27 protein-coding genes are annotated in these 20425 nt (G+C 61.7%); 14 read left to right on the forward strand and 13 right to left on the reverse strand.

Features of this window, described 5'->3' with window-relative positions; translation table 11 throughout:
• Positions 1 to 194: 194 nt before the first annotated feature.
• Complete coding sequence (locus LPB73_RS19800; protein WP_120288607.1) at positions 195 to 1517, forward strand: dicarboxylate/amino acid:cation symporter; 1323 nt, start codon at positions 195 to 197, stop codon at positions 1515 to 1517.
• Positions 1518 to 1522: 5 nt separating this feature from the next.
• On the opposite strand, the gene LPB73_RS19805 is transcribed toward LPB73_RS19800, so the two are convergent.
• On the reverse strand, positions 1523 to 1840 hold the full coding sequence (locus tag LPB73_RS19805) for a (2Fe-2S) ferredoxin domain-containing protein (RefSeq protein ID WP_231077927.1): 318 nt from the start codon (positions 1838 to 1840) through the stop codon (positions 1523 to 1525).
• Between the two features lie 34 nt (positions 1841 to 1874).
• Positions 1875 to 2054, reverse strand: a complete 180-nt coding sequence (locus LPB73_RS19810) for a hypothetical protein (protein WP_089261775.1) — start codon at positions 2052 to 2054, stop codon at positions 1875 to 1877.
• 145 nt (positions 2055 to 2199) lie between these two features.
• On the opposite strand from LPB73_RS19810, the gene LPB73_RS19815 reads away from it, so the two are divergent.
• From LPB73_RS19815 to LPB73_RS19830, 4 genes are all read left to right on the forward strand, one after another.
• Positions 2200 to 2475: a hypothetical protein gene (locus tag LPB73_RS19815; RefSeq protein ID WP_231077928.1), complete on the forward strand. Its 276-nt coding sequence runs from the start codon at positions 2200 to 2202 to the stop codon at positions 2473 to 2475.
• Positions 2476 to 2668: 193 nt separating this feature from the next.
• Positions 2669 to 3100: a nuclear transport factor 2 family protein gene (locus tag LPB73_RS19820; protein WP_089261779.1), complete on the forward strand. Its 432-nt coding sequence runs from the start codon at positions 2669 to 2671 to the stop codon at positions 3098 to 3100.
• A gap of 121 nt (positions 3101 to 3221) precedes the next feature.
• Complete coding sequence (locus LPB73_RS19825; RefSeq protein WP_231077929.1) at positions 3222 to 4118, forward strand: hypothetical protein; 897 nt, start codon at positions 3222 to 3224, stop codon at positions 4116 to 4118.
• Positions 4119 to 4289: 171 nt separating this feature from the next.
• Positions 4290 to 4730, forward strand: a complete 441-nt coding sequence (locus LPB73_RS19830) for a hypothetical protein (protein WP_089261783.1) — start codon at positions 4290 to 4292, stop codon at positions 4728 to 4730.
• Positions 4731 to 5085: 355 nt separating this feature from the next.
• Here LPB73_RS19830 and LPB73_RS19835 read toward each other — a convergent pair whose 3' ends face one another.
• The 3 genes from LPB73_RS19835 to LPB73_RS19845 all read right to left on the reverse strand — a co-directional run bounded on the left by LPB73_RS19835 (position 5086) and on the right by LPB73_RS19845 (position 6305).
• On the reverse strand, positions 5086 to 5229 hold the full coding sequence (locus tag LPB73_RS19835) for a hypothetical protein (protein WP_170849743.1): 144 nt from the start codon (positions 5227 to 5229) through the stop codon (positions 5086 to 5088).
• Between the two features lie 125 nt (positions 5230 to 5354).
• A complete protein-coding gene (locus LPB73_RS19840; RefSeq protein WP_231077930.1) occupies positions 5355 to 5837 on the reverse strand; it encodes a MaoC family dehydratase in 483 nt (160 codons plus the stop codon).
• Between the two features lie 9 nt (positions 5838 to 5846).
• Positions 5847 to 6305, reverse strand: coding sequence for a MaoC family dehydratase (locus LPB73_RS19845; protein ID WP_231077931.1), 459 nt, complete (start codon positions 6303 to 6305; stop codon positions 5847 to 5849).
• 178 nt (positions 6306 to 6483) lie between these two features.
• Here LPB73_RS19845 and LPB73_RS19850 point away from each other — a divergent pair, with 178 nt between their 5' ends.
• On the forward strand, positions 6484 to 6807 hold the full coding sequence (locus LPB73_RS19850; RefSeq protein WP_068731168.1) for a DUF4282 domain-containing protein: 324 nt from the start codon (positions 6484 to 6486) through the stop codon (positions 6805 to 6807).
• 128 nt (positions 6808 to 6935) lie between these two features.
• Here LPB73_RS19850 and ychF read toward each other — a convergent pair whose 3' ends face one another.
• From ychF to LPB73_RS19870, 4 genes are all read right to left on the reverse strand, one after another.
• Positions 6936 to 8033: a redox-regulated ATPase YchF gene (gene ychF / locus LPB73_RS19855; RefSeq protein WP_231077932.1), complete on the reverse strand. Its 1098-nt coding sequence runs from the start codon at positions 8031 to 8033 to the stop codon at positions 6936 to 6938.
• Between the two features lie 9 nt (positions 8034 to 8042).
• Positions 8043 to 8666, reverse strand: coding sequence for an aminoacyl-tRNA hydrolase (gene pth / locus LPB73_RS19860; RefSeq protein WP_120288602.1), 624 nt, complete (start codon positions 8664 to 8666; stop codon positions 8043 to 8045).
• Between the two features lie 21 nt (positions 8667 to 8687).
• A complete protein-coding gene (locus LPB73_RS19865; RefSeq protein ID WP_068731165.1) occupies positions 8688 to 9398 on the reverse strand; it encodes a 50S ribosomal protein L25/general stress protein Ctc in 711 nt (236 codons plus the stop codon).
• A gap of 243 nt (positions 9399 to 9641) precedes the next feature.
• Entirely contained in the window at positions 9642 to 9893 is a 252-nt protein-coding gene (locus LPB73_RS19870; protein WP_175367603.1) for an accessory factor UbiK family protein, read from the reverse strand.
• A 176-nt stretch (positions 9894 to 10069) separates the two neighbouring features.
• Here LPB73_RS19870 and lgt point away from each other — a divergent pair, with 176 nt between their 5' ends.
• The 5 genes from lgt (at position 10070) to LPB73_RS19895 (ending at position 14738) form a co-directional block, all read left to right on the forward strand.
• Positions 10070 to 10921 carry a prolipoprotein diacylglyceryl transferase gene (gene lgt / locus LPB73_RS19875; protein ID WP_231077933.1) on the forward strand — a complete coding sequence of 284 codons (852 nt, stop codon included), beginning with the start codon at positions 10070 to 10072 and terminating at the stop codon, positions 10919 to 10921.
• 1 nt (position 10922) lies between these two features.
• The gene (locus LPB73_RS19880) at positions 10923 to 12047 is read left to right on the forward strand and encodes a class I SAM-dependent methyltransferase (protein WP_231077934.1); all 1125 of its coding nucleotides are present in this window, start codon (positions 10923 to 10925) and stop codon (positions 12045 to 12047) included.
• Entirely contained in the window at positions 12044 to 12811 is a 768-nt protein-coding gene (gene pgeF, locus LPB73_RS19885; RefSeq protein WP_175367606.1) for a peptidoglycan editing factor PgeF, read from the forward strand. The genes LPB73_RS19880 and pgeF overlap by 4 nt, the downstream gene beginning before the upstream one ends.
• 198 nt (positions 12812 to 13009) lie before the next feature.
• Positions 13010 to 13618 (forward strand): hypothetical protein, encoded by a 609-nt coding sequence (locus LPB73_RS19890; protein WP_093759333.1) that lies wholly within the window; start codon positions 13010 to 13012, stop codon positions 13616 to 13618.
• Between the two features lie 166 nt (positions 13619 to 13784).
• On the forward strand, positions 13785 to 14738 hold the full coding sequence (locus tag LPB73_RS19895) for a ribose-phosphate pyrophosphokinase (RefSeq protein ID WP_089263589.1): 954 nt from the start codon (positions 13785 to 13787) through the stop codon (positions 14736 to 14738).
• 13 nt (positions 14739 to 14751) lie between these two features.
• On the opposite strand, the gene LPB73_RS19900 is transcribed toward LPB73_RS19895, so the two are convergent.
• Complete coding sequence (locus LPB73_RS19900) at positions 14752 to 15264, reverse strand: 6,7-dimethyl-8-ribityllumazine synthase (RefSeq protein WP_231077935.1); 513 nt, start codon at positions 15262 to 15264, stop codon at positions 14752 to 14754.
• 423 nt (positions 15265 to 15687) lie between these two features.
• Between LPB73_RS19900 and LPB73_RS19905 the strand changes: the two genes are divergently transcribed.
• From LPB73_RS19905 to proC, 3 genes are all read left to right on the forward strand, one after another.
• Positions 15688 to 16188: a YbjN domain-containing protein gene (locus tag LPB73_RS19905; RefSeq protein ID WP_231081197.1), complete on the forward strand. Its 501-nt coding sequence runs from the start codon at positions 15688 to 15690 to the stop codon at positions 16186 to 16188.
• Positions 16185 to 16616, forward strand: coding sequence for a GNAT family N-acetyltransferase (locus tag LPB73_RS19910; protein WP_231077936.1), 432 nt, complete (start codon positions 16185 to 16187; stop codon positions 16614 to 16616). The genes LPB73_RS19905 and LPB73_RS19910 overlap by 4 nt, the downstream gene beginning before the upstream one ends.
• Before the next feature lie 69 nt (positions 16617 to 16685).
• The gene (proC, locus tag LPB73_RS19915) at positions 16686 to 17519 is read left to right on the forward strand and encodes a pyrroline-5-carboxylate reductase (RefSeq protein ID WP_231077937.1); all 834 of its coding nucleotides are present in this window, start codon (positions 16686 to 16688) and stop codon (positions 17517 to 17519) included.
• Here the strand turns inward: proC and LPB73_RS19920 are convergent, their stop codons facing one another.
• The 3 genes from LPB73_RS19920 to LPB73_RS19930 are packed head-to-tail and all read right to left on the reverse strand — an operon-like array spanning position 17520 to position 20215.
• Entirely contained in the window at positions 17520 to 18908 is a 1389-nt protein-coding gene (locus tag LPB73_RS19920; protein WP_089261811.1) for an ATP-binding protein, read from the reverse strand.
• A gap of 18 nt (positions 18909 to 18926) precedes the next feature.
• A complete protein-coding gene (locus tag LPB73_RS19925) occupies positions 18927 to 19652 on the reverse strand; it encodes a response regulator (protein WP_231077938.1) in 726 nt (241 codons plus the stop codon).
• Entirely contained in the window at positions 19649 to 20215 is a 567-nt protein-coding gene (locus LPB73_RS19930) for a MarR family winged helix-turn-helix transcriptional regulator (RefSeq protein ID WP_089261815.1), read from the reverse strand. Before LPB73_RS19930 ends, LPB73_RS19925 begins: the two co-directional genes overlap by 4 nt.
• Between the last annotated feature and the right edge of the window lie 210 nt (positions 20216 to 20425).

Below are 20425 nucleotides of genomic sequence, written 5' to 3' on the forward strand. Positions count from 1 at the left end.
GATGCTTCCTTTGAGATTTAAATGGCCCCGGCGCGCACCACTGCAAGTGCAGCATGCGCGGGAGACATGGCCGGGCTGCGCCGCGCTTTAACCTCAGGTCTGTTCAAAGCGTGACTTTACGCCGCAGCTCAGCGCACCTATGTTTTGCGCGCGGCTGTCGATGGTGATGAGCGCTTTCAAGGGACGAAACCACGATGGCCAAGCAACCCTGGTATCGCATCCTCTATATCCAGGTGCTGATCGCGATCGCGATCGGCGTCACCGTCGGCTACTTCTATCCGGATGCCGGCAAGGCGCTGAAGCCGCTCGGCGACGGCTTCATTGCCCTGATCAAGATGATGATCGCACCGGCGATCTTCTGCACCGTGGTGCACGGCATCGCCTCGATCGGCGACATGAGCAAGGTCGGCCGCATCGGCGGCAAGACGCTGCTGTATTTCGAGACGGTCTCCACCCTTGCGCTGCTGATCGGCCTTCTGGTCGGCCACTTCCTGCAGCCCGGCGCCGGCTTCAATATCGATCCCTCCACATTGGACGCAAAATCCGTCGCCAGCTATGTCAGCCGCGCCAAGGAGGAAAGCTTCGTCACCCATCTGATGGGAATCATTCCGACGTCCTATTTCGACTCGCTGGCCAAAGGCGATCTGCTGCAGGTGCTGCTGGTGGCGATCCTGTCCGGCTTCGCGATCTCGCATATGGGGAAACCCGGCGAAAAGATTGCCGAAGGCGTTGATCTCGCCGGCAAGATGTTCTTCCGCATCATCGGCATGATCGTGCAGCTCGCGCCCATCGGCGCCTTTGGCGCGATGGCTTTCACCATCGGCTCGTTCGGCCTCGGCGCCCTCGTCAATCTCGGCTATCTGATCTTCACCTTCTATCTGGCGTCGCTGCTGTTCGTGCTGCTGGTGCTCGGCGGCATCGCGCGTGCCTTCGGCTTCTCGATCCTGCGCTTCATCGGCTATATCAAGGACGAGCTGCTGATCGTGCTCGGCACCTCGTCGTCCGAGACCGTGCTGCCGCGCATGATCACCAAGATGGAAGCGCTGGGCGCATCGAAGCCGGTGGTCGGCCTCGTCATTCCGACCGGCTACAGCTTCAATCTCGACGGCACCAATATCTACATGACGCTGGCCACGCTGTTTCTGGCGCAGGCCACCAACACGCATCTCACCTTCGGCCAGATGGCCGCGGTGCTGGGTGTGGCGATGCTGACATCGAAGGGCGCATCGGGCGTCACCGGCGCGGGCTTCGTGACGCTGGCCGCGACGCTGTCGATCATCCCCGATATTCCGATCACCGCACTGGCCATTATCGTCGGCATCGACAAGTTCATGAGCGAATGCCGGGCGCTCACCAATCTGATCGGCAACGGCGTCGCCACCATCGTCATCAGCCGCTGGGAAGGCGAACTCGATCGCCATCAGCTCCACGAGGCGCTGCTGCATCCGATCGATTTCGGCGAAGAGATGGAACGCCGGCCGCTGGGAGGAGAACTGCCGGAGAAATCGGCCGCCTGATCGTTCTATTTAGGCACGCGATCCGGCATCAGCGTCTCCGCCGCCTCGGCGCTGGCGTCCGCACCTGACAGCAACAGATACTGCCCGTTCTGCAGCGTCGCGGCGCTCGCCACGACGACGGCGCGCTTTGGGCAAATGCCAAGGCAACTCGTCAGCACCACGCGTGGACCTTTCACGTCCTGCTTCGCGCTGCGGCGTTTCAAGTCCGACTTGAGCGATTTGCGCAGTGCCTTGCCGTCATCAATGCGACCAAGGCATTTCTTGCAGACAAGAACGGGGGACGCGCGGCGCAAGCGCGCGGTGACGACAGGTTTACTGGCCATTCCTTTTATATAGACACCGCCCGCTGCATTGCGATCACCCCGACCGGCGGTTGCTGGTGTTCTGCGTGAGATTGCCGTGCGCCGCCTGCTCGCGAATATTGTGCTTCTCGTCGTCGCGATGACCCTTGGTGTTATCGAGCGTGACCTTCGGCGCGCTGCCAGGTCCCTTGTCGCTACAGTTATCCTCGGGAACGGGCTGGATGTGCTTGGTCATCGGGAATCTCCCTTGCAGGTCGGGAGAAAACGCAGCCGCTCAAACTGCGTTCCTTACCCGGGCTCCGGCACATGAAATCGCCGCCCCGCCGTTGAACCTTCTGGCGCCGTTGTTTGACGCATAAAACATTGAGTGGGGGCGCTGCATGAAAATCGCGTTGCTGATCTTGCTGGGTCTGGTTCTGGGGTTGCTCGGTGGAGCGGCCGTGGGGATCGGCGCCGGCGTTGCCTGGGTCGAATTGTTCAAGACCAGCAATTTCGAGGGCTACAGCGCCATGCTGGTGTTTTTCACCTTCATGCCCATTGGCGCACTCCTCGGCGCCGTCGGCGGGGCACTCCTGTTCGGCGTCATTGCTGCCCGCAATGGCGATGTCGCCATGGAACCGCTCCCCGTGCAGGACCACGAGCAGACATACCGGTAAGGTTATGCCGACGCCGCAATGCAGCTTAACGTTTTGGTGAGCAGCTCCTCACCACGAACATTTGTGCATTGCAAAATAAACCGTTGAATTTTAGCGAAATTATATTACTTCAGCTATCAAGCAATTTGTGCAGACCGCCCGGGCAACGTTGCCCCGGCGCGCAAGTGTTTCAACCATTTTCAGGACTATCCCAATGACAGAGCACAGCCTCTGGCGTTTCTCGCGCGCGTTGCATCGCGCCATCAACGAACGCCAGCTCGACCAACTCGCTGACATCATCGACGACAATATCGAATGGGCGGTCTACGGCCCGATCGACATGTTTCCGTTTCTCGGCGCACGCCACGGCAAAGCTGCCGTGCTCGATGTCTGCAAGCAGATCGCCGACAATGTGCGGGTGCATCGCTTCGAGCGTGAGTCGATGATCCTTGGTGATGAATCTGGCTCCGCAATGATGCGCTTCTCGCTGACCGCACTGGATTCGAACCGCCCTATCAGCCTGCGGCTGGCGCAATTCGCGCAGTTCAAGGCCGGGCGTCTGACCAGCATGCGCGTGGTCGTCGATACATTCGACCTGGTCGAACAGGCATTGGGCCGACCTATCCATCTGCCGAAGATCGCCTGAGCAGCACGGCGATTGCCAATCGCCAAGTTCATCCCCAGCGAAATGTTGCGACGCCACAATTCCGCCGAGCCTGATGGTATTATGTGCCAATCGATCCGCGATCTTGCTGGGCAGTGGCACGATGGCTTCAATCAAACCGACATATTGGGCGCTCATCGCAGCACTCGGCGGAACGGCGTTTGCCTTTCCGGCTCACGCGCAGAATCCGTGGAGCGGCCTCGTCGACGTTGCGCCGCCTCCCGGCGAAATAGAGCAGGTCGACACGGCAGCCACTCCTCCTGCTGACACCCCGGAACCCGACTGGAGCCTCTTGAACACCGACGATTCGCCGACGGCGAAGGCATCGCTCCGCGAGAAGCGCTCGTCGCTAATCGTCGGCAGCCCGTCGTCCAGCTGGACTTCCAACGACAGCAACGGCGCGTCCGCACTCTCGGTCAAGCAGTCGGTTACGCCGTTCTGGGATACCCGCGTCGGCGCCGACATCAATGTCGCGCGGCAAAACGCGCCGCGCAGCGCAGCCGATGCCTACCGCAACCAATTCGGCGACGGCACGGCGCAGGCCCAATCGGGCGGCGCAGCTTGGGCGGCCGCGACCGCTCCCGGCGTGGGCTCAATCTGGGACAAGACGGCGATCGAAGCGCGCGTCGATCCGGGCGCGGATCAAACCAAACTCGGCACTTCGCTCAGCAAGTCGGTACCCATTGCCGGCGATCAGTATTCGCTGACGCTGCAGAGCGGCTACAACGTGATCCAGCAAGGCAGCATTCCAGCCATTGGCTACAACGGTCGCCCGACGCGCAGCTATGAGACCGACCAGCTCGCGCGTTTCAACATCACTGATACCGGCACCAGCTTCATCGCCGGACAATCGCTCGCCACCACCGATGACAAATGGCTGCGCAAGTTCGGCGCGGAGCAGAAGCTGTTTGGCGGCGTCAACGTCTCCGGATCGATCAGCGAGACTGTCCAGGGCGTGACCAACAAGACGTTCTCGGCCGGCTTCAAGCATAGTTGGTGAATTAAGTTTTAATACACTTTGCCAGACGATTGCCGGCAAAGATCGGCGCCCTGCCGCATATTCGCCGCTATCTCGTCAAAATCCACTGCGCAGATGTACACGTAAATTTGTCATGCGGGGGACCGCGCTCGCTCATTGTGAAGTCCGCTTCACACAAACAAGGAAGAGCTGATGAGTGCCATTCGTTCAGAACAGACAGAAGCCAAAGATGACGACAGCAACCTCGCCGCTGTGTCTGAAGTCGAAGCGGGTATCCGCGACTTCGTGCGCAACGATATCGCTTACCTCCGTCGTCCGGTGCCTGGCATGGTGAACAACAGCAGTGAAACCACCACCGGCACCGAAGCGCCGCTGGAAGCGACGACCGAAGCGACCGTGAACAGCGTCAATTCGCTGATCCAGCGCGTTGCCGGCACCTCGCTGGGTGAGATCGAGAAGCTGGTTTCCGAACTCGAGAGCCTGCGCGACCTGCTCCACGCCGAAGGCCAGCGCGTTCAGCGCGAGATCTCCGGCTATGCCCAGCTCAGCCAGGCCGCGATGAAGTCGACCCGCCTGATCGCCGACAACGTCGCGCAGTGGAAGCGCACCGCTGACGGCCTGCGTCACGACTGATCGGCACTAGACCACCCGAATCAAAAGCCGCTGCCCGAAAGGGCGGCGGCTTTTTCATGAGCCCGTTCAATTGAACTTTATTCGTTTTGTTCCCGACCAACGGTTACGCAGCACCTGCGAACTGCTTTTGGGGGAATCGATCCGTGGAGACCATTCGGCCGAACAACACCGATCCCATTCCGGCGCGCAGCAACGCGCCCAGGATGGGGACCATTATCTTGCGTTTTGTCGGATTGCTGTTGGTGGCCGTGGCATTGCTCGCCTGGGCCTGGAGTCGCTGAGGTCGCCATCATCGACCCCACTCACGAAAAAACCCGCGCAGTTCGGCGCGGGTCTGGTTAGCAACTCGTAAAAATTACTCGCTAACGACCGCGCTGCTCTCGAGCGTATAGGCGCCATCGGCATAACCCTTGACCACCATGCAAGTGGCCAGCATCACCGCAAGCGTCACGCTCGCAAAGATGAAGCCCACAAATTTCAATCCGGTGCGGTCAGCCATTGTCGTCCCCAAAATCGTCCTGCGAAGTGTCGTCTCGGTCGTCATACCCGTGAGTCGCAGATCACGCTCACAAGGTTCAGAACCCCTTAACAGAGCTAGGGTTCCATCGATAAAGTTTGAAATGGTTAAGCCGCGTCGCCCCGTTGCGGCAGGAAGACCGAACCAAGGAAGCTGTAGACCTCCTCGCCGCGCTGATTAACGGCAACGTTCCTCGACTGCAAGATCCCCCAACCCGGACGCGTCGCGGTCGCGCGCACGGACACGACCTCGCTGCGATAGGTCAGGGTATCACCGGCGAGAACAGGCCGGGTCCAACGCAAATCACGAAAACCGGGAGATGGGCCGCCGACTGGAGGCTCTTCGCCACGCGCCTCTGCCTCCGCCTTTGCGCGCTGGCCATCGGCGACCAGCAACTTCATGCACACCGACGCCACGTGCCAGCCCGACGCAGCGAGACCACCGAATAGCGATTTGCGGCCGGCCTCTTCATCGAGATGGAACGGTTGCGGATCGAATTGCCTGGCAAACGCCTTGATCGACTCCGCCGTGAACGTGAACGAGCCGAGCTCGCGGCGCATACCGATTTGGATGTCTTCCAGATAGCGCATGCTGCGACCCTAGTTCCCGGAGGCGGGTTCACGCACCCCGATCATGATCGGGGTGATCATCTCGGAAATCGTCTGCCCCTTGGCATTGCGTGTGCTGAACTTGAATTTGACGATGCCCAAGGTCGGCCGGCTTTGCGATGCGCGCGCCTCGACCACTTCGACATCCAGCGTCAGATCGTCGCCGGGGCGAAACGGCGCGAGCCATCGCATCTGATCCACGCCCGGCGAGCCCATCGATGCGGTCTTGTGCAGAAATCCGTCATAGATCATCCGCATCATCAGCGAGCACATGTGCCAGCCGGAGCCGGAAAGTCCTTTGAGCATCGATGCGCTTGCGGCAACTTCATCGAGATGCATCGGCTGCGGATCGTATTCTTTCGCATAGGCGATAATCTCGTCGCGCGTAATATGGCGCGGCCCGAAGGTCCCGAAGTGGCCGGGCTTAAAATCTTCAAATGTCAGGGTCATAATGGGGAATGCCGTCGAGGAAGCCTGATTGTGGCCGTTATTTGCAGCAATCTCAACCCGGTCGCTTGCATGGCTTTCCCGCGATCCTGCCCGTCAATGTGGTCGGGCCGGGATATTTGAAGCCGTTTCTCAATGCAATTGAATTTGTCACTCATCTACACGGCGGGGGATTTCACCGATGTTCGAATTTCGCGATCTGTTTCAGTGGGACCGTTTCATCACACCCACAATCATCAAGACGTTCTACTGGCTGGTGATCGCACTGATCATTCTGTTCGGCATTTCCGGGATCTTTTCGGGTCTCGCCGCAATGGCCATCAGCCCGTTCGGCGGTTTCGTCCTCGTGATGTCGAGCCTCGCCAGCGTGATCGTCGGCATCATCTTCGCGCGCATTGCGGCTGAGTTCGTTCTGATCGTGTTCCGCATCAACGAACACCTCGGCGCGCTACGGGATCAGGGGCAAAACCTCGGGCAGGATCACGGCCACGGCCAGCAGTACTGAGAACTACCGCGCTCTCAACCGTCATTGCGAGGAGCCCTTGCGACGAAGCAATCCAGTCTTCGCTTGTGGCTCCTGGATTGCCGCGTCGCTTCGCTCCTCGCAATGACGGGGAGAGGATTGAGAATATCTTACGTGTTGAACCGGAAATGCAGCACGTCGCCGTCAGCGACGACATATTCCTTGCCTTCCAGCCGCAGCTTGCCGCCATCGCGCGCGCCGGCTTCGCCGCCGAGCCTGACATAGTCTTCATAGCCGATGGTTTCCGCGCGGATGAAGCCCTTCTCGAAATCCGTGTGGATCACGGCTGCAGCTTGCGGTGCCTTGGTGCCCTGGGTGATGGTCCAGGCACGAGCTTCCTTGGGGCCGACGGTGAAGTAGGTGATGAGGTGCAGCAGCGAATAGCCTGCACGGATCAGGCGATCGAGGCCCGCTTCTTCAAGCCCGAGCGTATCGAGGAATTCCGCACGTTCGGCACGTGACAGCGTCGCGATTTCGGATTCGATCTTGGCCGAGATGGCGACCGCAACAGCGCCCTCCTTCTCAGCATGTTCTGCAACCCGCTTCGAGTATTCGTTGCCTTCGCCCGCCGCGCCTTCTTCGACGTTGCAGACATAGAGAACAGGCTTGGAGGTCAGCAGGCCGAGCATTCCGAAAGCGCGCTCTTCCTCGGGCTTGCGCTCGAGAAAACGCGTCGGCTTGCCGTCGCGCAGCAACACCAAAGCGCGCTGGACCAGATCGAGCTGTTCCTTGGCGTCCTTGTCGTTGCCCTTGGCCTTCTTGGTCAGGTTATCGATGCGCTTCTCGCAGGAATCCAGATCCGCGAGCATCAGCTCGGTCTCGATGATCTCGATGTCGGCGAGCGGATCGATCTTGCCTTCGACATGGGTGATGTCGTCATCGATGAAGCAACGCACCACATGCGCGACGGCATCGACTTCGCGGATCGTGGCGAGGAACTGGTTGCCAAGGCCTTCGCCCTTCGACGCGCCTTTCACCAGGCCCGCAATGTCCACGAAGGTCAGGCGCGTCGGGATGATCTGCTGCGACTTGCCGATCTCGGACAATTTGTCGAGCCGCTTGTCCGGCACCGCGACTTCACCGACATTCGGCTCGATGGTGCAGAACGGATAGTTCGCAGCCTGCGCCGCGGCAGTTTCGGTGAGCGCATTGAACAGCGTCGATTTGCCGACATTCGGCAGTCCGACGATCCCGCATTTGAATCCCATGACCCTGTCCTAATTCTTCGACGGCTTCTCAGCGGAGCCGTTGTCGTCCTTCGACGTGAAACCCTTGGCCTGCATCGTCAGATGCACCTTGTTCTGAAACGACGAGTCCTGACCACCGACCAGCAGGCCGACATGGTCCGACACCGCATCGTTGAACGCTTCGAGCTGAGGCCGTTCGGCCTTGGCGAAATCGCTCAGCACGTGATTATGGACCAGCTCCTTGGCACCGGGATGTCCGATGCCGAGGCGAATGCGCCGATAGTCGTTGCCGACATGCGCGGAGATCGAGCGCAAACCGTTATGTCCGGCAATGCCGCCGCCGATCTTCACGCGCACTTTCGCGAATGGCAGTTCGAGCTCGTCGTGAAACGCGGCGATGTCGCCGAGTGAAATCTTCAAATAGGCGGACGCTTCCTGCACCGAGCGGCCGGACTCGTTCATGAAGGTCATGGGCTTCAGCAGGATGACGCGCTCACCAGACAGCGTGCCTTCCGAGGTCTCGCCCTGAAAGCGACGGCGCCACGGTCCAAAACCGTGACGCCGCGCGATATCATCGAGAACCATGAACCCGATATTGTGCCGGTTGCCCTGGTATTTGGCACCAGGGTTTCCGAGTCCAACAAAGAGAAGCATGACGCGGAGCTCCGCGCCGGATTACTTCTTCTTCGCCGGAGCGGCGGCAGCGGCCGGAGCCTTTGCACCAGCGGCGGGGGCCTTGGCGCCGGCAGCCGGAGCCTTGGCACCAGCAGCCGCAGGAGCCGCAGCAGCAGCCGCAGGGGTCGCAGCTTCTTCACCGTAGCCCGACGGCGGCACGATGGTGACCAGCGTCAGGTCGGCATCGCGAGCCAGCGTCTTCACGCCCTTCGGCAGAACAACGTCGGTGATGTGCAGCGACGTGCCGATATCGAGCTGGCCGACATCAACTTCGAGGAACTGCGGAATGCTCTCGGCTTCGGCTTCCAGTTCGATCGTGTGGGTCACGATGTTGATGGTGCCGCCACGCTTCACGCCCGGAGCGCCTTCAGCGCCCTTTATGTGCAGCGGAACGCTGACGCGGATGGTCGCGCCTTCGCCGAGGCGGAGGAAGTCGACGTGGAGCGGGAAGTCCTTGACCGGGTCGAGGTGGAAGTCGCGCGGAATCACGCGGTGCTTCTTGCCCTCGAGCTCGATGTCGTAAATCGTGGTGAGGAACCGGCCTGCCAGAATGCGCTGACGCAGTTCGGCATCATTCACCGAAATCGCCACCGGGGGCTTGTTGTCACCATAGATCACTCCGGGCACTCGGCCGGCGCGACGCTCTGCCCGTGCGGCCCCCTTGCCGCCGACCGGACGTGAGGTCGCCTTCAATTCCTTGACGGTCGCCATCGTTTAAGTCCTTGTTTTCTAAAAGTTAAAGGCCGCAATGCGGCCCGTTTTCACGCTGCAGCAAGCCTCCAGGGGTGCGGGGGCTGCGGACGTGGGCGGCTTCTACCGCCGAAACGCCAAAAAGACAAGGAAATGACAGGCTTTTTCTTCGTCTGCGGGGCCCTTCCAGGGGCTTATTTTAGCCATTTGTGGGCAGACAGCCGATGTCCGGCGCGCCGTGCAGGCCACCGACAGGGCTTCCACTCAGCTGCCGAGCTTGGCTTCCAGCGCTGCGATCCGAGCCTTCAGCGCCTCGTTCTCCTCGCGGGCGAGCCGGGCCATATCCTTGACCGCCTCGAACTCCTCACGCTTCACGATATCGAGGTCGCGCAGGATCTTCTCAGCCTGGTTGCGCACAACCGTATCGACCTCGCGCTTGACGCCCTGAGCCGCGCCGGCGGCATCATTCATCAGGCGGCCGATCTCGTCGAAGAACCGATTGTTGGTCTGGGTCATGGCAAGAACTCCGGTCGGATGAACAAACACGCGGGATTAAGTTGTAGATCGACAATGGCGATCCCGGCCGCGCAGTTCAAGTATCGCCTGCTTTTGGCGTTCACAACTGCAGAAGTCCCTTAATTCGTCACATGCCAATGCTTTACTGGCGCCATCGGGAGCCGTAAGCCCACCACATGCCATTCCTGACCATCGCCTTCCCCGTTTTCGATCCGGTCGCCATCGCGCTCGGCCCCATCGTCATTCGCTGGTACGCACTGGCCTATATCGGCGGCATCGTGCTCGGCTGGATCTATGCCCGCGCGCTGATCAAGAGCACGAAGCTATGGGGCGGCCCCTCACCGATCTCCCTGCTGGATTTCGACGACTTCATCCTTTGGGTGACGATCGGCATCATTGTCGGCGGCCGCACCGGCTATGTGCTGTTCTACAATCTGGATTTTTTCATCGCCCATCCCGCCGAGATCTTCGAGCTATGGAAGGGTGGCATGTCGTTCCACGGCGGCTTCATGGGCTGCGTCTTTGCCGTGTTTCTGTTCTGCTGGAAGCGCGGACTGTCGGTGCTGTCGCTCGGCGATATCACCTGCGCGGTCGGCCCGATCGGCCTGCTGCTTGGACGCCTCGCCAATTTCATCAACAGCGAATTATGGGGCCGCCACGCCGACGCCAGCGTGCCTTGGGCGATGGTGTTCCCCAATGGCGGGCCGCTGCCGCGCCATCCCAGCCAGCTCTATGAAGCTGGCCTCGAAGGCATCGTACTGTTTCTGACTCTGGCCCTGATGATCCGGGCTGGCGCGCTGAAGCGCCCCGGACTGATCCTCGGCGCCTTCATCTTTTTTTATGCGCTGGCGCGTATTACAGGAGAATTCTTCCGCGAGCCGGACCCACAACTCGGATTTCTGTGGGGTGGGCTCACCATGGGCATGCTGCTCTCCGTGCCAATGATATTTGTGGGACTCGTTTTGATGGTGCGCGCCTGGCGCAAGCCGCAGGCATCGCTCGAATTGAGTCCGGGCAAGAAGGCCTGATGTGACCGACCAATCGCCGCTGCAGGATGAAATCAAGCGCCTGATCAAGTCCACCGGACCGATGCCGGTGTGGCGATATATGCAGCTGTGCCTGACCCATCCGCAACACGGCTACTACATTTCGCGCGATCCGCTCGGTCGCGAGGGCGACTTCACCACGTCGCCGGAAGTCAGCCAGATGTTCGGCGAGCTGCTTGGCCTTTGGTCGGCCTCGGTCTGGCGCGCGATCGGCGCGCCGCCCTTCGTGCACCTGATCGAACTGGGCCCCGGCCGCGGCACCATGATGGCCGACGCGCTCCGCGCCCTACGCGTGCTGCCGCCGCTGTATCAGGCGCTCAACGTGCATCTCGTCGAAATCAATCCGGTGCTGCGCGAGAAGCAGAAGGCGACGTTATCCGGCACCCGCAACATCACCTGGCATGACAGTATCGAAACCGTCCCCGCGGGCCCATCGATCATCCTCGCCAATGAATATTTCGACGTGTTGCCTATCCATCAGGCCGTGAAGCGCGAAGGCGGCTGGCACGAGCGCATGGTGGATATCGACAGCAACGGCCAGCTGATGTTCAGCGCGTCAACTGATCCGCTGCCGCGTTTCGACGTGCTACTGCCGCCGCTGGTGCGCGCAGCCCCTGTCGGCGCGGTGTTCGAATGGCGCCCCGATACCGAAATGATGAAGATTGCCAGCCGTGTGCGCGACGAAGGCGGCGCGGCTCTGATCATCGATTACGGCCATGTCCGCAGCGATGCCGGCGACACCCTGCAGGCTATCGCACAGCATAGCTATGCCGATCCGCTGAAGAATCCCGGCATGGCCGATATCACCGCGCATGTGGATTTCCAGGCGCTCGGCCGCGCGGCGGAGGATGTCGGCGCACGCGTGCACGGGCCGGTGACGCAGGGCGAATTCCTCAAGCGCCTCGGCATCGAGACACGCGCGCTGACCTTGATGGCCAAGGCCACGCCGGAAGTATCGGAAACGGTCTCCGGCGCACTGAAACGCTTGATCGACAGCGGCCGCGGCGGCATGGGCTCGATGTTCAAGGTGGTCGGCATCTCCGATCCCAATATCGACACGCTGGTGGCGCTGAGCGACGACACCGGCATCGAGGCCCCGACATCATGACTTTCACATCGCCTTTGCTGTCAGCCATTCCCGGCTTGCGCCACGCGTTCTTCACGCGCGACGGCGGCGTCTCCGAAGGCATCTATGCCGGCCTCAATGGCGGGCTCGGATCGAATGACGACGCCGCGCATGTCGCGGAGAACCGTCGGCGCATGGCGGCGGAGATGGGCGTTGCCCCCCTGCACTTCCTCACCGCCTATCAGGTCCATTCGCCTGACGTCGCCGTCGCCACCGAGCCGTGGGACGGCACATCGCGCCCACGCGTCGATGCAATGGTGACGAAGGTCGAGGGCCTGGCGCTCGGCGTCACGACGGCCGATTGCGGACCGGTGCTGTTTGCCGATCCCAAGGCCCGCGTCATCGGTGCCGCCCATGCCGGCTGGAAGGGCGCCTTCACCGGCGTGCTCGAGGCCACAATCGCAGAGATGGAAAAACTCGGCGCCGACCGCTCCGACATCGTGGTCGCGATTGGTCCGCTGATCCGCCAGCCAAGCTATGAGGTCGGGGCCGAATTCGTCGAGCGTTTCACGCAGGCCGATGCTGGCTTCGCCCGGTTTTTCATTCCCTCGACCCGCGCCGGTCATGCCATGTTCGATCTCGGCGGCTTCATCCGGATGCGGCTGGAGCGCGCCGGCATTGCCATTATCGATGACACCGGTATCGACACCTATCCCGACAACAACCTGTTCAGCTATCGCCGGTCGGTGCATCGGAAAGAGCCAGATTACGGACGCCAGATCCACGCCATCGTGCTTGAGCGGTAACTCGCGCGTTGACGCGCCGTTATCCTTAACGCGGCCGAACTGCCTCAAACTGAACGCGAATTGTCGGAGAGCGGTGACCGTTTCGGTCACCCTGGAAAGACCTGTGGCCGCGCTGCCCTAGACCTTAACGCATTTTAACGATATCGCTCGACCTGTCCGGCGCCGCTTGCGGCAAACGGACGGAAGTCGGGACGCCCTATGCGATTTTCTGCCCTTACGACCGATCGAGCCAGACCGCGGCTAATCCAGGCCGCGCTGTCGCTGACCGTAGCGTTTGGGCTTGCCGGCTGCGCCAATGTCCCCAATTCGGGCGGCGCCATGAACGCGCAGGCCAGCCTTTCCACCGCCTCCGGCCCGACGATCGCGTTCGAATCCATCGACGGGCCGCCGCCGCAGGTCTTCGACCGCATGGTCAACCTTCTGGATAGTGAAGCGCGCCTGCGCAACCTCGCGGTTGTATCGCGCAAGGACAGCGCGGCTTTTCGGGTCCGCAGCTACCTCTCGGCCCAGGTTCGCGGCGGCCAGACCTCGATCGCCTGGGTGTGGGATGTCTATGACCGCGACCAGAACCGTGCTCTGCGCCTGAGCGGCGAGGAACAGGCCGGCAAAGGCGGCCGCGACGCCTGGGCTACTGCCGACGACCTTGTCTTGCGGCGGATCGCGCAAGCGGGGCTCACCGGCCTCAATGGCATGATCAACGGCACCACGCCCGGCGAGCAGCCGCCTGCGCCAAGTGGCAACGGACCTGCCATCGCCAGTACCGATGAATTGCCCGTGCAGGCCACCGCATTTGCCGAGACGCGCTGACTTCAGTTCACGTTAAGCAGAGGCCCGTTTTTACGCAGGAAAACAGCGGCCCACGGGTTGCCAGCGGACGGCCGTCCTTGATATCACCTCGCTCAGCTAGACGAGTTCTTGTGGGTAATCCGATATGCTGAACGTTGTATCCACCAAGCCGCGGGGAGACGCGTCGATGTCGGCCAAGAACGGTTCGATCAAACTGGTCGCCGGTAATTCCAATCCTGTCCTCGCGCAGGAAATTGCGACCTCGCTGAATATCCCGCTGACCAAGGCCAGCGTCCGGCGCTTCGCCGACATGGAAATCTTCGTCGAGATCCAGGAAAACGTCCGCGGCTCCGACGTCTTCATTCTTCAATCCACGTCGTTCCCGACCAACGACCATCTGATGGAACTGCTGATCATCACCGATGCGCTGCGCCGCGCTTCCGCGCGCCGCATCACCGCGGTGATCCCCTATTTCGGCTACGCTCGCCAGGACCGCAAGGCCGGTGGCCGCACCCCGATCTCGGCCAAGCTGGTCGCCAACATGATCACCCATGCCGGCGCCGACCGCGTCATGACGCTCGACCTGCATGCCGGCCAGATCCAGGGCTTCTTCGATATCCCGACCGACAACCTCTATGCCGCGCCGCTGATGGTGCGCGACATCAAGGAGAAGTTCGATCTCGCCAATGTGATGGTGGTTTCGCCCGACGTCGGCGGCGTCGCCCGTGCCCGCGGCCTTGCCAAACGCATCAACGCGCCGCTCGCCATCGTCGACAAGCGCCGCGAACGCCCCGGTGAATCCGAAGTGATGAACGTGATCGGCGACGTCGCCGGCTACACCTGCATCCTGATCGACGACATCGTCGACTCCGGCGGCACGCTGGTGAACGCCGCCGATGCGCTACTCAAATACGGTGCCAAGGACGTCTCCGCCTATCTCACCCATGGCGTCTTGAGCGGCGGCGCCGCCGCGCGCATCGCCAATTCCAAGCTCAAGGAATTGGTGATCACGGACTCGATCCAGCCCACGGAAGCCGTGAGCAAGTCACCGAACATCCGCGTGCTCTCGGTTGCCTCGCTGATCGCCGAAGCGATCGGCCGCACCGCATCGGAAGAGTCGGTATCGAGCCTGTTCGACTAAGGCTCTCGCGCCTCTACACTATCCCAGCCGCGACCTGACCGCGCAGACGTTCCAGACTGAGCAGTGTCTCGGCGCAGGCGGCGGCAACCTTGAGGCCGCTCTCCGCAAAGTGCTTGCGGAAGAATGCCGTGCGCTCTTCGGTCTCGTGGAAATCCTCCGGCGCCGTCACGGCCGAGAATACGGGGATCTCGGTACGTAGCTGCACATCCATCAGCGCACGGATGACCGTGTCCGCCACGAAGCCGCGGGTGCCGCTGTCGACCACGAGGCCGGCCGCGACGATGGCCGTGTAACGCCGCGTCTTGGCAAGAACCTGCACATGCAGGGGGATCTCGAACGAGCCGGGCACTTCAAACAGATCGACCTGCGACGAGCTGATATGGCGCACCTCGATCTCACTGAGAAACGACTCCCAACAGGGCGCAACAATGTCGCGATGCCAGGATGACTGCACGAAGGCGACGCGCTGCGGCTTGGCGAAGCGCGGATGCTGGACTGCGGATGACTCGGAGGTGGTGTCGTTCATGGCCTGATACTTTCGTTACGGCCAAACTATGCCGAAACCGAACCAGCCCAGCAAGGCCGTCCACAGGCTGTATCGGGGGCCCAACAGGACTCCTGCGAGGCCGGGAAAGCCTTCGGGCCCCGCGGCGGAATCAATAGTTACCACCCCAACCGGACTCGCGGCGCGCGAGGGCGCACCGCACAGACTCGCAATCCGGGAATCCGATTCCGGTTTGTTCTCATTGCGGCGAGATGACCTGTGGATGAGGGCCGGTTTGTCTGTGGATGGATTCGTGGTGCCGTTGCGCAGATTCAGCAAATCACATCACTTCAAACTCGCAAGGTCTGGACGAATAGAACTTGCAGCCTGCAGCGACGCTCCGACATTTTCGCGTACCGGCCAGCTGTTTGCATCATCACATTTCAAGAGCAAGGTCGCGACGGCATGTCACTTCTCGAAGGTACTATCGATTCACGGCTCAACCCGCTCGCCGTTGTCGAGGATATTGCCGCCGATCATAACTGGGCGTTCGAGCGCTCCGGCGAAGACGAAGTCACAATTGTTTCCAAAGGTGACTGGATCGATTACCAGCTCTCCTTCACCTGGATGAACGAGATCGAGGCGCTGCATCTCGCGTGCGCCTTCGACATGAAGATTCCACCCGCACGCCGCGCCGAAGTGCAGCGCCTGATCGCCATGATCAACGAACAGATGTGGGTCGGTCATTTCGATATCTGGACTCACTCAGGCATGGTGATGTACCGGCAGGCACTGGTGCTGCCCGATGGCCTCACCGCAACGACCGCGCAGTGCGAAGCCATGCTGGTCTCGGCAATTCATTCCTGCGAGCGCTACTATCCGGCGTTGCAGTTCGTGGTGTGGGCCGGCAAGACCGCAGCCGAAGCAATGTCTGCTGCGATGTTCGACACTGCCGGCGAAGCATGACCGACGCGCCGGTCATCAGCGTGCCGGATGCGCCCGGCGAAGCCGAACGGCTGGTGGTCGCAAATGCGTTGCTGGCCTACAATACCAAGACCGTCGGCCCCAACAATCACCAGCCGCTCTCGATCTTGATCCACGATCCCGCGACCGGCGAGCCGATCGGCGGCATCTGGGGCAAGACCGCGTTCAACTGGTGTTTCGTCGAGCTGTTCGTCGTACCCGAACAATTTCGCGGCCAGGACATCGGCTCGAAAGTTCTCGCCAAGGCCGAAGAGATCGCGCGGGAACGCGGCTGCATCGGTCTGTGGCTCGATACCTACTGGTTTCAGGCCCGCAGCTTCTACGAGAAGCAGGGCTATGAGGTGTTCGGCGAAATCCCGGACTATCCGCGCGGCGGCCCGCGCTACTTCCTGAAAAAGAATCTCATCTAGACGGGTTCAGGCTGTGCAGCCTGCCCCGCAATGTTATGGTCCCGGCCGTTCTGACAGCTGGGATTTGCGATGACCTCCACCACGACCTCACGCGCGCTCAACACCATCGACGGCCACATCGTGCTGGCCGGCGCCGGCAAGATGGGCGGCGCGATGCTGACGGGCTGGATCGCCGGCGGCCTCGACCCCAAACGCGCCGTTGTGATCGACCCGTATATTTCCGACGAGATCAACGCGCTCGGGGCGAAGGGCGTCCGCCTCAATCCGGATGTGAAGGACATCGGCGCTGTCGCCGCGCTGGTTCTTGCCGTGAAGCCGCAGATGTTCTCGGAGGTCGGCCCGACCCTGCGCGCGATTGCCGGATCGTCCCTCGTGGTCTCGATCATGGCGGGCACAACCATCGCCGGCATCGCCAAGGCCTGCGGCGGCAAGGTGGTACGCGCGATGCCGAATACGCCGGCCGCCATCGGCCGCGGTATCACCGTGGCGGTTGCCGCGAGCGACGTATCGCCGGAGCAACGCGGCCTGACCGACGCGCTCTTGCGGGCCACCGGATCGGTGGAATGGGTCGAGGACGAGAGCCTGATCGATGCTGTGACGGCCGTCTCCGGCTCAGGGCCTGCTTATGTGTTTCTGTTGGCGGAAGAAATGGCCCGCGCCGGCATTGCTGCGGGCTTGCCGCCCGAACTCGCGATGAAGCTTGCTCGCGAGACAGTGTCCGGTTCGGGCGAGCTCCTCCGCCAGTCCGATCTCGACGCGGCGACGCTGCGAAAGAACGTCACCTCGCCCGGCGGGACCACTGCAGCGGCGCTCGCCGTGTTGATGGCCGATGACGGCTTCGAGCCGTTACTGACTCGCGCAATTGCTGCGGCAACCGCGCGGTCGAAGGAACTGGCGAAGTAACTAGACGGGCACCCGCACCACCGCCCTCAATCCGCCCATCGGACTCTCGGCCAGCGTGATATCTCCGCCATGGGAGCGCGCGATATCGCGGGCGATGGCGAGGCCAAGACCCGTGCCGCCTTCGTCCTGATTGCGGGCGTCGTCGAGCCGCAGGAACGGTTTAAACACTTCCTCGCGCATGTCGGCGGGGATGCCAGGGCCGTCATCATCCACAGTCACCGTCAGATAGCGATGATCGCGATGGCCGGTGATGGCGATGTCGTTGGCATGGCGCGCGGCATTCGAGACGAGATTGCCGAGGCAACGCTTGAACGCGGCTGGCTTCACCGTGACGATCGGCAGGCCGTGGAACGTGACCGTCGCCTTGTGTCCGTTGCGCTCGGCATCGCTGCGCAATTCTTCCAGCGCCGCAGCCATGTCCGTCGGCTGCGCCTGCTCGCCGCTGTCGCCGCGCGCAAAGGCGAGATAGGCCTCGAGCATGCCCGACATCTCGTCGATATCCTTGCGCATGCCATCGACTTCGGGACCGTCCTCGATCAGCGCCAGTTCGAGCTTGAAGCGCGTCAGGATGGTGCGTAGATCATGCGAGACGCCGGCGAGCATGGCCGTGCGCTGCTCCATCGCGCGTTCGATACGCGCCTTCATCTCGATGAAGGCATTGGCCGCACGACGGACCTCGCGTGCGCCGCGCGGCCGGAAATTCGGCGCTTCGCGGCCCTTGCCGAAACTTTCGGCGGCGTCAGCGAGTTTGAGGATTGGGCGGATCTGGTTACGCAGGAACAGGATCGCGACGATCAGCAGGATCGAGGACGTCCCCACCATCCAGAACAGGAAGATTTCCGAATTCGATGCGTAGGCCGCACTGCGCTGGGCGAAGATGCGCATCACGGCATCATCAAGCTGGATGCGGATTTCCACGAGATTGGAGCGACCGACCGTATCGATCCAGAACGGCCGCGTGATCTGCCGACCGATCTGGACGGACAGCGCCTGATCAAGCAGTGAGAAGAACGGCTTCGGACCGGGCGGCGGCATGTCGCCGAGCGGCAGGAAGTCGACGACAAGGCCAAGCCGCTGCTGCGCAATGGCTTTGATCTGCGTGCGGTCCTTATCCTGCGGATAAACCTTGTAGACGTCGATCAGCGTTGCGATGTCCTGCACCACGGCCTGCGACAGGCGGCGCGTCACCGTGTTCCAGTGCCGCTCCATGAACACGAAAGCGACCACCGACTGCAGCAGCACCATCGGCACGATCATGATCAGCAGCGTGCGGGCATAGAGCCCCGTGGGCATCACGCTCTTGAAGCGCCGGCCCATCAGACTGTGCGCCGCAGAGACTCGGCCCGCCGCAGAGCGGAGGATGGTGATGCCGGTGTCGAGTGTGGTCATCGTGCAAACTTCATCGAACTATGGCGACGCGACGAGACGATAGCCGATGCCACGCACGGCCTGCAGAAACAACGGATTGGCCGGATCGGTCTCGATCTTGCGACGCAGGCGATTGATCTGCACGTCCACCGCACGCTCGTTCACGGTGCCACCGCCGCCGGTGAGTTCACCGCGCGGCACGGTCTCGCCGGGCGCCGCAGCCAGCACGCGCAGCATGTCACGCTCGCGGTCAGTGAGATGGATGATCTCATCGCCTTGGCGTAGTTCGCCGCGCGCGAGGTGATACACATAAGGCCCGAACTGCAGCGACTCCGCGCGCTCGACCGGGACCGGCGCACTGCGCTTTAGAATATTCGCGATGCGCAGCACCAGTTCGCGCGGCTCGAACGGCTTGGCAACATAGTCGTCGGCGCCGATCTGCAATCCCTCGATCCGGCTTTCCGCCTCGTGCCGCGCCGTCAGCATGATGATCGGCACGGCCGAGGACGTCCGAATGAAACGCGCGAGCTCAAAGCCGGTCTCGCCTGGCATCATCACATCGAGGATCAGGAGATCGAAATGCAGACCGAGCAGCTTGGCGCGCGCTTCTTTGGCGCTCGGCGCCGTGGTGACGCGGTAGCCCTCGCCCGAGAGAAAGCGCGAGAGGAGATCGCGGATACGGCGGTCGTCATCGACCAGCAACAGATGCGGCGCATCGTCGGCCAATGGCGCCGGCATACGTTTGGCGGCCTGAGCTAACATCATGTCTTGTTTGTCCTGCCGTCAGTTTTGGCGGATGCCTGGCCCAAGATGACCTGCAGCACCTTGTCGGGATCATTGCGGTCGATCATCGCCGAGAGAAACCTGCCGATCGCTTCAATTTCGACCGGCGTAAAATCCTTGAGCGCGCGGTTGATGCGATCGGTCTGCAAACCCGCGAGCTGCGCAACGAGAGCTTCACCCTTGGCCGTGGCGAAAAGAAGCCGTTGCCGCCGATCGGCCTCGCCGGATTTCTGAACGATATACCCTTCATCGAGCAATTGCTTGAGGACACGGCCCAGCGACTGCTTCGTAATACGCAAGACATCGAGCAGATCGGCAACCTTCAGGCCGGGATAGCGATGCACAAAGTGTACGACCCGGTGATGGGCGCGCCCGAAACCGAACTGATCGAGCACATCGTCGGGATCGCCCACAAAGTCGCGATAGGCAAAGAACAACAGCTCGATGATGTCCCAGCGGGGCGGTTTCGCAGGATCGCCGCTGGATTGCCGCTGGATCGTCTCAAGCGATCGTGACGCCGCGTCCTTGGAATTTACGTCAACCATATTGACATATCTTGGGTTCAATCTTACAAAACTGACCATCGCGACGAAACATTAGAACTCTCGCCGCATGGTCCAATAGGGCCGATCTGAGAACCATACCGGACTTCGGCATGGCGCTAAAGCCTGTCCTGGGTCATCCACTGGGGCCGGAAACGCTTTTGCCGTGGGTCCGCTTGACGTAGAACAACATCGACGCTGCCGCCCCCAGGA

Origin of the sequence: Tardiphaga sp. 37S4 (assembly GCF_021044645.1) — a bacterium.
Classification (GTDB): domain Bacteria; phylum Pseudomonadota; class Alphaproteobacteria; order Rhizobiales; family Xanthobacteraceae; genus Tardiphaga; species Tardiphaga robiniae.